Consider the following 2,108-nt stretch of genomic DNA (forward strand, 5'->3'; position numbering starts at 1 on the left):
TCTCCTTGAAGATCAGCTTGACCGCATCGGCGATCGGCTGCAGCAGCCCGAGCGGGCCGACGCGGTTGGGGCCGATGCGGATCTGCGACCAGCCGATCGCCTTGCGCTCCCAGAGCGTGAGGTAAGCCACGGCGATCATCAACGGCAGCACGAGGCCGACGATCTTGATCAGCGTCCACACCACAGGCCACGCCCCGCCGAGCAGGCCGCCGCCGAATTGATTGAAGCTGTCGATCATCGGCGCGGCCTCAGGCTTTCTCGACGGCGATGGCGCCGAACATCGGCCCGAGCGCGGCAGTGGCCGGATGTCCGGCCGGCACGCGCACGCAGTTGGCGGCGAGGCTCGCATCGTGATAAGCGGCGAGCTTCACCGAGGCGCTGCCCTGTTGAACGTGGACGTCCGCGCCCTCGGCAAGACCGAGGCGCTGCCACAGCACGGTTGGCAGACCGGCGCGCGGCGGCCGCGCATCGGCAGTGGCCTGCAGCGGCGGCGAGCGGCGCAGGATCGCGTCGGCGCTGTAGATCGGCACGTCGGCGATGCGCTCGAGCACGACCGGCTCGCGCGGGGTCTGCACGCCGCCTGCGTCGACCCTCACCCCGGCCCTCTCCGGCAGACGGGAGAGGGAGAGGGAAAGCGGGGACTCGCCGCCTGGCTCCCTCTCCCTTGTACTCGGGGATGAGGGGGTGCCGGCCAAGCGAGCCGCAACTCCTGCCTCGTCGCCCAAGGCCTGCGCCTTGACCTCTTCCGAGGTCTCGAAACCAAAACCCTCTAGCCCGAGCATCGTGCCCAGCACGCGCAGTACTTTCCAGGCCGGACGCACCTCGCCGCGCGGCTTGACCACGCTGTGGAAGCTCTGTACTCGGCCCTCCGCATTGACGAACGTGCCCGAGGTTTCAGTGAACGGTGCGATCGGCAGCAGCACGTCGGCGTGCTCGAAGTTCGCCGTCTTGAAAGCGGTCATCGCGACGACCATCTGCGCGCCGGCCAGGGCGGCGGCGGCCTGCGACGGATCGGCCGCGTCGAGCAGCGGCTCGGCGTTCAGCAGCACATAGGCCTTGAGCGGCTCGGCGAGCATCTGCGCAGCCGTCAGGCCGCCCTGCAGCGGCTGAGCGCCCACCAGTTGCGCGCCCACGCTGTTGGCCGCTTCGCCCAGGTAACCGCAAGTGGCCCCCGTGTGCTCGGCGATGAAGCCGGCCAGCGCCAGCAAAGTCTCGGCCTCGGGGTGCTGCGCGGCAGCGTTGCCGAGCAGCACCGCCTTGCGCTGCCCTCCGAGCAGCGAGGCAGCAATGGCTCGCGCTTCTTCGCTGCTTTCAGATTCCATCGGAGCCGGCACTCGTTTGCCCGCCGCAACGGCAGCAGCCACCCCGGCCAACGCGGCGACCCACTCGCTCGGCGCTGCGATAACGCGCGCGGCCACCGGCATCAGCCAGTCGTCGGCCAGCGCATGCAGGCTGGTGATCTGCGCACCGCGCTTGGTCGCCTGGCGCAGGCGCTGCGCGAAGAGCGGATGGTCCTTGCGCAGGAAGGAGCCGATCACGAAGGCACGGTCCAGAGTGGAAAGCGACGCGATCGAAGTGCCGAGCCAGCGCACCGAGCCAGCGTCCGCCGCCACCGGCTCGGGCGACGCCGCATGGCGCAGCCGGTGATCGATGTTGTCCGAGCCCAGACGGCGCACCAGCTTGCCGAGCAGATGCAACTCTTCGACAGTGCTGTGCGCCGTGCCCAGCGCGCCAATGCTCTGCGGCCCATGCTCGGCCACGATCTGCTTCAGTCCGTTGGCGACGTATTCGAGCGCCGTCGTCCAGTCGGTTTCCTGCCAGCGATTGCCCTGCTTGACCATCGGCGTGGTCAGGCGCTCGTCGGTATTGAGTCCCTCGTAGGAGAAGCGGTCGCTGTCGGCGAGCCAGCATTCGTTGACGGCCTCGTTCTCCATCGGCAGCACGCGCATGACGCGGCCGCCCTTGACCTGCGCAATCAGGTTGCTGCCGGTGCTGTCGTGCGGGCTGATGCTCTTGCGGCGCGACAGCTCCCAGGTGCGGGCGCTGTAGCGAAAGGGCTTGCTGGTCAGCGCGCCCACCGGGCACAGGTCGATCATGTTGCCGGAGAG

The 2,108-nt window shown here is 69.1% G+C and carries 2 protein-coding genes; both read right to left on the minus strand.

Annotation, left to right across the window (positions count from 1 at the left end; all coding sequences use genetic code 11):
• Positions 1–238 (minus strand): NADH-quinone oxidoreductase subunit H (locus tag H0W38_RS21740; RefSeq protein WP_292458136.1); only part of this gene is annotated, 238 nt, incomplete at its 3' end.
• A 10-nt stretch (positions 239–248) separates the two neighbouring features.
• A partial coding sequence (locus H0W38_RS21745) for a molybdopterin-dependent oxidoreductase (protein ID WP_292458139.1) occupies positions 249–2,108 on the minus strand: 1,860 nt, incomplete at its 5' end.

The organism is Methylibium sp., assembly GCF_013817365.1.
Lineage (GTDB): Bacteria > Pseudomonadota > Gammaproteobacteria > Burkholderiales > Burkholderiaceae_C > Methylibium.